Consider the following 7,278-nt stretch of genomic DNA (forward strand, 5'->3'; position numbering starts at 1 on the left):
AGGCCGGTGATCATGCCGGAAATAACAAAGGCGACCAGCTTCATCCGCATGGGGTTGAGGCCAACAGTTTCCGCGCGCGCCGCTGATTGGCGCGTTGCGTTCAGGGCATGGCCAAAGGGTGAGGCTTGCAGCCTGGCAAAGATGAACAGCACGGCGCAAAGGATCGCAAAACAGATGCCGAAGAACTGGATCGGCACCAGCGTGTTGAGACCCGGAAAATCATTGCGGATGTAGATCGATAGCCCGTCTTCACCGCCATATTGCGCCCAAGAGATAGCGAAATAGTAGAACATTTGCCCGAACGCGAGGGTGATCATAATGAAATAAACCCCACTCGTGCGCAGGGATAAAAGGCCAATGAGCAGGGCAATCAGCGCCGACATCAGCATCGCGACGAGCCAGATGATGGGCATGAATTTCGTGCCATCGGCGCTGAAAAGGCCGAGATCGAGCGCCGTGTAGCTTTGCGCATGATAGGCCAGAATGCCCATGGCATAGCCGCCAATCCCGAAGAACACCGCATGGCCAAAGCTGACCAAACCACCGATGCCGAGCACGACGTTCAGCCCCACAGCCGCGAGCGCGAGGATCACCGCGCGCGTGACCAAAGTGATGGTAAACGGCTCATCCGAGATCAGCGCATAGAGCGGCACGGCCAGCAGCCCGAACAGCATGGCGGCGGTGATATAGCTTTCTTTCACCTTCATGCGCGTGCTCCGAATAGTCCGGTGGGACGCCAGATCAGAACGATCCCCATCAACACGTAGATGCCCATGGATGCGATGGCAGAACCGCTCTTTTGCGCTGCGCCGCTGTCCATGAAGAGCTTGAAAAGTTCCGGCAAGAACACACCGCCAAGCGTATCGGTCAAACCCACCAAAAGCGCCCCGATAAAGGCACCGCGGATCGATCCGATCCCGCCGATCACAATCACCACAAAGGCGAGGATCAAGACGGGTTCACCCATGCCGACCTGCACCGATTGGATCGCGCCGACCAATGCGCCAGCCAGCCCTGCGAGCGCCGCGCCGAGGGCAAAAACCAGTGTGTAAAGTTTGGAGATATCAACGCCGAGCGCGGCAATCATTTCACGATCATTTTCGCCCGCGCGGATTTGAATACCGATGCGCGTGCGCTCAATCAGCGCCCAGAGGCCGACAGCGACCAGCAGACCAATGGCAATCAAGGTGAGACGATAAAGCGAATATTGGATGCCACCGGGCAAGGTCACAGGACCAGACAGGGCATCGGGAATATCAAGGAAAAGGGGGAAAGATCCGAACACCCAGCGCGTGCCCTCGGAAAAGATCAGGATCAGAGCGAAAGTGGCCAGCACCTGATCTAAATGCGCCGCCTTATAAAGCCGTCGGATCACCACCGTTTCGATGATCACCCCCGCCAGCGCGGCAGCGGCCAGCGCAGCGATGAGCGCGAGCAAAAACGAACCGCTCCAGCCCGCCACGGCAGCAGCGGCAAAGGCACCTACCATATAAAGCGAGCCATGCGCGAGATTGATGAGGCCCATGACCCCGAAAATTAGGGTCAGACCAGCAGCCATCAAAAACAGCATGACACCAAATTGCAGCCCGTTAAGGACCTGCTCGATAATCAGAATAGTGGACATGAATTTCCCCGAAGTGCCTGCCCCCAAACGATGAGGGGGCAGGCAAGTCTCACTTACATTTTGCAGTCGCCCGCATATGCATCTGCGTGGTTTTCGAGCGCCACACCGAGGATTTTGTTGGTGAACACGTCACCCTCTTTGATCACTTCGCGTGCATAGATCGTTTGCACTGGGTGCTGGTTAGACCCGAATGCGAAATCGCCGCGCGTGCTGTCGAAATTCGCGGCGCGCAATGCATCGCGGAAGGCATCCGCATCGTCAGGTTTCGCAGTTTCCAACGCGGAGAGTATCAGGTTCGCGGTATCGAACCCTTGGCTCGCGTAAAGCGATGGAAGACGCTCATAGGCCGCTGAGAAGCTTTCGACAAAGGCCGCGTTTGTCGCGTTTTCGATGTCTTTGTTCCACTGGGACGTGTTCACAACGCCAAGCGCCGCATCGCCAACCGCTTGCAAAATTCCTTGGTCAAAGCTGAACGCAGGTCCGACGACGGGGATATCTACACCACTGTCCGCGTATTGTTTGAGGAAGGAAATGCCCATGCCGCCCGGCAGAAAGAAGAAGACGCTGTCAGCGCCAGAGGCACGGATTTGCGCGATTTCAGCCGCGTAATCGGTTTGACCGAGCTTGGTGAAAACTTCGCCCGCCAGCTCACCGCCGTACATGCGTTTGTAGCCTGTCAACGCATCTTGGCCCGCTGGATAGTTCGGCGCCATGATGAAGCTGTTTTTGTATTCAGCCGTATTCGCATATGCGCCCGCCGCTTCGTGCAGGTTGTCGTTCTGCCATGCGACGTTGAAATAGTTCTGATGGCACCCTTTGCCCGCCAGCGCAGATGGACCCGCATTTGGTGAAAGGTAAAACACATCTTGGTTCACCGCGCTTGGCACAACCGCCATCGCAAGGTTGGACCAGATGATACCCGTCATAATATCAACGCGCTCGGATTGAATCATCTTGTCGGACAGTTGCACAGCGATGTCAGGCTTGCGTTGATCATCTTCAATCACAACTTCGATGTCATCGCGGCCGGATTGCTCAATCGCGAGCATGAAACCATCACGCACATCAATGCCAAGACCCGCGCCGCCGCCGGACAATGTCGTGATCATCCCGATCTTCACATCCGCCATCGCGCCCGTCGCGCAAAGCGCAGCCCCCGCTGTCGCCATCAAAAGGTTTTTCATTTTTCGTCACTCCCTATCTATTTCGGTGCTACCTGTTCTGCGCAGGTAAGCTCGTTGGCGAATAGAGCGGGGATAGGGGCAAGGTGCAATCACCGATTTGTAGAATACCCCGTTTACTTGAGCGCAGCTTGACGGGTGGCGTAGCGAAATTGCAAAAACATGATCCAATTTTGGGCAAAGATGCGCGTGATCGCACTGCTGCGCTTTATGCTGTCGCGCGTTGGCGCTCAAGGTACCATTCGACCACGAGCAGATTGAAAACCCAAGTTATGAACATCGCAATTGCCCATGGAACACCTTGCGGTTGCCCGATCAGCGCGAACCAAAATATCGCGACGACGGCTTGTGTACTTGCGCCAAGCGCGATGGCGTAACTCCGCAGCATCCAGACCTGATGTTTCGGGATATCACGCCGCCAAATCGCAATCGCGCCGAGGGTAATACACAGCATCATCCCAATCCCAAAGACGATACGCACGTAGCCGACCGCCTCCCCGTTGGTGGGCAGAGGTGGGTAATAGAGCGTCATCCAAATTCCACTAAATGCTGCGATATAACCGATAGGTAAAAGCAGGCGACCCATGAGGCGATGCAATTTGATGTGGCGTTGTCGAAAAACTGGCGCGATCTGAAACGTTCCGAAGACGCAAAAGATCATATAGCTCAAAACATGCGCGATGATGGGCATTGGGTTCGCGAGGTAATTCACATTCTCCGCACTGGCCGCGCCATCGATGGCGAGGGACACCATGCGCAGACTTCCCGATAAAACAGGGACAAGGCACAGAAAGAGAAGAACGCTTAGCAGCTTTGTGTCGGACATTGGCTTTTGCATATTGGGTTATCCTTTGAGCCCAAAATACATATGCTGTTCTGTCTGAAAATTGACTGAATGCGTATAAGAATTATGCAATTTTGTATGTTCAAATCGCGCGCTCCCTTTGCCTTCGCAATAAAGAGCGCGCGATCTAAGCTGGCGTTTGGCTTATTGTTCTACAGTCGCCTTCAGTTCCGCGTTGAACTGCTGATAACCTGGCAAAAGCGTGTTCACGAAATTCGCCGCATATGGATTGTTCACGATTTCATCGGATTGCACAAAAAGTGTTTTTCCGTTGCACGGCACGACTTGATACAGATGATTGTCATGACCGCCGCCAATTTCAGCAGGAAACGGATCGGACCAGCCGAATATTTCACCCTCTGTGTAGATCAGATTATGGGGGATTTCATTGGCAACCGGATTGCCTTGATCATCCGTTCCGAACAGAAACGTCACAACGACGCTCCCGCCATCGCTGATATCTCCGGTGATTGTTTGCAAGGTGCCGTTGCTCCAATCAGGCATGGTTTCGAAATTGGTTAATGTGCTCCAAACTGCCGTCGGGGCTGCATCAATCAGGATTGATGTAAAGACAGTAGAGTGCGTTGCGCTGATTTGGGCAACGCTGCCGCGCATTTGGACGGCGTCGCAATTTGCCTCCAGGTTCTGTGGTGTCGTGTCAGCAAAGAGCGGTGCGCTCAGCGCAACAGCAAGAACGTGAGTGGCAAGCCAGGTGGATGTCTTCATGTTGGGTAAAGTCCTGTTCAGTTCCATTCATTGGGAGAACTGATTTAGGATAAAACGCGCCTTTGCGTCCCGCCGGATTCTCCAAAAGGCTTGCCTATTTCTCCAAATCCAAATGACACGGCGTGCGTTTATGCGTTGCTCTTGGTACAAGCAGGCAAGGGAGAGCGCGATGACGATAGAACGACTTTTACAGCTTTCAGAGCAATTCGAAGCGCTTCAAGGTAATGATCGCGTCAAAGACTTAGAGGCTGCATTGATCTTTCGCCGCGATGAAGTGAGCGATTTTGAATCTGCTGTCTACGACCCTTTCATCTGCTTGATCCTACAGGGCGGCAAAGATGTGCATATCGGGAATAACTCCGTTTCCCTTGCGCAAGGCGACACACTTCTTATCAGCCACGCCCTGCCCGTGCTGGCCAAAATTACCGAAGCCAGCCCCGAAAAACCCTATCGTGCTTTGGTGTTCTCTGTCGATTTGGGCATTCTGCGCAGCCTTTATGAAGAGATGGGCGAGCAGATTTCGGATGTAGGCGCGACCAGCGCGCTCGTCGCGAGCCCTGCTGACCCAACTTATATGGAACCGATGATGCGCTATCTGGAATTGATGGATGCGCCACTGGATGCCAAGGTGCTTGGCCCCATGATCGTCAAAGAAATCCACTTTCGCCTTCTCATGTCTCCGGTCGGCCGGATGCTTCGCAGTCTCTTTTTGGTTGATAGCCATGCAAGCCGCATTGCCACCGCGATCAGTGAAATCAGAAGCAGCTTTCGCGAAACGCTTGTCATGGGCGATCTGGCGCAAATCGTGGGGATGAGCCCTTCTTCGTTTCATGAGCACTTTAAAACGGTGACGGGCACCACGCCGCTGCAATATCAAAAAGACCTGAGACTAAGCGAAGCGCGCGGACTTCTTATGAAAGGCGGGCTTTCCGTTTCTGCGGTCGCCTATGACGTAGGATATGAAAGCCCGACGCATTTCAGCCGCGAATATTCCCGCAAATTCGGCGTTTCACCTAAAAACCATCTAACACTCGCTTAACATCGAAGGCGCCCGCGAGAGCGGTGGAATTAGATTTATGCTTGTAGCAGAATGATCATTCTGTTACGAAATCTCCATGCCCAGAGAATCTGCCACATCCACACTCGAACTGACCGAACGCGCGCTGCATCAGTTCTGGACACACGGATTTCACGCGACATCCATGGATGCGCTCGTGAAATCAACAGGGGTGAGCCGCCATGGCATTTACGCGGGTTTTGGTGGTAAAAAGCAGCTCTTCGAGGCCTGTTTTGACCGCTATCAGACCCTCATTGTAACGCCCGCATTTGGCCGCGTTGAAGCCAGTGATGCGGATCTATCCTCAATCGCCGCCTACTATGAATCCCAGATCGCTCTTGCCGAAACCATTGGCTTGCCAGGACCCGGTTGTTTTGTGGCAAATTCAAGTACCGAAATCGCCCCGCACGATGCATCCGCGAAAGCCAAAGTCGCGGAACATAACGCGCGTCTGCGCAGGGGGTTCACAAATGCCCTAGCCAACGAGCGCCGCAATTGTGGTGCGCTGTCACCTCTTGATCTTGGCGCGCTTGCGGATGTTTTCGTGGTCTTCACCAACGGCCTCTGGTCCATGTCGCGTACGACGACGGATGCAAATGATCTTCGCGTCGCGGTGAAAACATTTCTCTCATCAATGGAAGGCACCCTCAGATGAGCAAAAGCAAAGACCTTTCCGCCTTCACCCCCGTCGCGGGGTTTGAGGGCATCTATACCGCTCAAAAAGGCAATCTGCGTTGCACCGCTGTTAAATTGGCGACGGGCGGTGTTTGTCTTTATAGCCCCGTCCTCGGATTGGGCCCTGTCGCGATGGAAAGCTTAGGTAAGATCGGCAAGGTCACACATCTACTTGCGCCAAATCATTACCACCATAAGGGGCTAGGCGAATTTCACACCGCCTTTCCCGAGGCTATCCTATGCTGCTCCGCTGCCGCAAAACCACGCCTCGAAAAGCAAACCTCGTTGAGTTTTACATCGCTTGAAGAGGTCCCGCTCCCCCTTGCGGGCGGCTGGGACGTGCTGGAACCCAAGGGTCTAAAGACGGGTGAGATTTGGATGCAGAGCAGCACAACCGATTCCACCCTCTGGATCGTCACCGACGCCTTTTGCGGCGCAAAAGCCCCTATCGGTGCAGTGGTCGAGCACCCCGAATTGCTCGGCACCTTCCCAAAGTTTGGTGTCAAAGATCGAGCTGAATATCTGGCTTGGCTCACTCAAACGCTCCAAAACAAGGCCCCAACAACCATAGCCCCATGCCACGGCGCGCTTGTCTCAGGGGCAAATGTTGGCGCTGATGCTTTGGAATTGATCTCGCAGATTTAGTCAGAGCAAAAGGCGAAGCGCGCGCGCTCAGGGTTGGGATCGCATCTAAGCGAGCTTTGATGGTGAGCAACAGCTCAAAAAACCTATCTTTTCAGAGCAGCTTATTGTGAGATCGAACAGGGCGGGGATTGATCACGGAGCAAACTGGATAAATGACCGCGATTTATGCAACTCTACCTATCGAGGGCAGCTAGGACTGTCTTCATAGCAATAGATTGAAAGGCTTATTCATGGTCGATGATACCGAAAGCGCCGTTTGGCCATTACCCAAGTTTTATTTCAGCGTCGATTTCGATGATCAGCAAAAGAACATTCCCTTTCAGGAGGTCTCTGGTCTCGATGCCGAAACGCAAATTATTGAATATCGGGCAGATGATTCAAAGGGATTTGACACAATAAAGATGCCCGGCATCGTCAAGGTTGGCAATGTGACGTTCAAAAGAGGTATTTTTATAAATAACAATGAGTTCTTTGATTGGTTTAGCAAAATTAAGATGAACACGATCAAACGTGAAACCATCACGAT

The 7,278-nt window shown here is 53.4% G+C and carries 9 protein-coding genes; 4 read left to right on the plus strand and 5 right to left on the minus strand.

Translation table 11 applies throughout. From position 1 onward, the window contains the following. The 5 genes from ABJQ89_RS17885 to ABJQ89_RS17905 form a co-directional block, all read right to left on the minus strand. Nucleotides 1–707, minus strand: a 707-nt coding sequence (locus ABJQ89_RS17885) for a branched-chain amino acid ABC transporter permease (protein ID WP_348497513.1), incomplete at its 3' end; no start/stop codon positions are given. Continuing rightward, entirely contained in the window at nucleotides 704–1,624 is a 921-nt protein-coding gene (locus tag ABJQ89_RS17890) for a branched-chain amino acid ABC transporter permease (RefSeq protein ID WP_348497514.1), read from the minus strand. The genes ABJQ89_RS17890 and ABJQ89_RS17885, both read right to left, overlap by 4 nt. Nucleotides 1,625–1,677: 53 nt before the next feature. Then, on the minus strand, nucleotides 1,678–2,808 hold the full coding sequence (locus ABJQ89_RS17895; RefSeq protein WP_348497515.1) for an ABC transporter substrate-binding protein: 1,131 nt from the start codon (nucleotides 2,806–2,808) through the stop codon (nucleotides 1,678–1,680). 205 nt (nucleotides 2,809–3,013) lie between these two features. Further along, nucleotides 3,014–3,643 carry a DUF2306 domain-containing protein gene (locus ABJQ89_RS17900; protein WP_348497516.1) on the minus strand — a complete coding sequence of 210 codons (630 nt, stop codon included), beginning with the start codon at nucleotides 3,641–3,643 and terminating at the stop codon, nucleotides 3,014–3,016. Between the two features lie 150 nt (nucleotides 3,644–3,793). Further along, nucleotides 3,794–4,375 (minus strand): SRPBCC family protein, encoded by a 582-nt coding sequence (locus tag ABJQ89_RS17905; RefSeq protein WP_348497517.1) that lies wholly within the window; start codon nucleotides 4,373–4,375, stop codon nucleotides 3,794–3,796. A 169-nt stretch (nucleotides 4,376–4,544) separates the two neighbouring features. Here ABJQ89_RS17905 and ABJQ89_RS17910 point away from each other — a divergent pair, with 169 nt between their 5' ends. From ABJQ89_RS17910 to ABJQ89_RS17925, 4 genes are all read left to right on the plus strand, one after another. Continuing rightward, the gene (locus tag ABJQ89_RS17910) at nucleotides 4,545–5,414 is read left to right on the plus strand and encodes an AraC family transcriptional regulator (protein ID WP_348497518.1); all 870 of its coding nucleotides are present in this window, start codon (nucleotides 4,545–4,547) and stop codon (nucleotides 5,412–5,414) included. A gap of 76 nt (nucleotides 5,415–5,490) precedes the next feature. Continuing rightward, nucleotides 5,491–6,087 carry a helix-turn-helix domain-containing protein gene (locus ABJQ89_RS17915; RefSeq protein ID WP_348497519.1) on the plus strand — a complete coding sequence of 199 codons (597 nt, stop codon included), beginning with the start codon at nucleotides 5,491–5,493 and terminating at the stop codon, nucleotides 6,085–6,087. Continuing rightward, nucleotides 6,084–6,752 carry a hypothetical protein gene (locus tag ABJQ89_RS17920; protein ID WP_348497520.1) on the plus strand — a complete coding sequence of 223 codons (669 nt, stop codon included), beginning with the start codon at nucleotides 6,084–6,086 and terminating at the stop codon, nucleotides 6,750–6,752. Before ABJQ89_RS17915 ends, ABJQ89_RS17920 begins: the two co-directional genes overlap by 4 nt. Before the next feature lie 230 nt (nucleotides 6,753–6,982). Then, nucleotides 6,983–7,278 (plus strand): phage tail protein (locus ABJQ89_RS17925; protein ID WP_348497521.1); only part of this gene is annotated, 296 nt, incomplete at its 3' end.

This window comes from Planktotalea sp., assembly GCF_039984035.1.
Classification (GTDB): Bacteria; Pseudomonadota; Alphaproteobacteria; order Rhodobacterales; family Rhodobacteraceae; genus Planktotalea.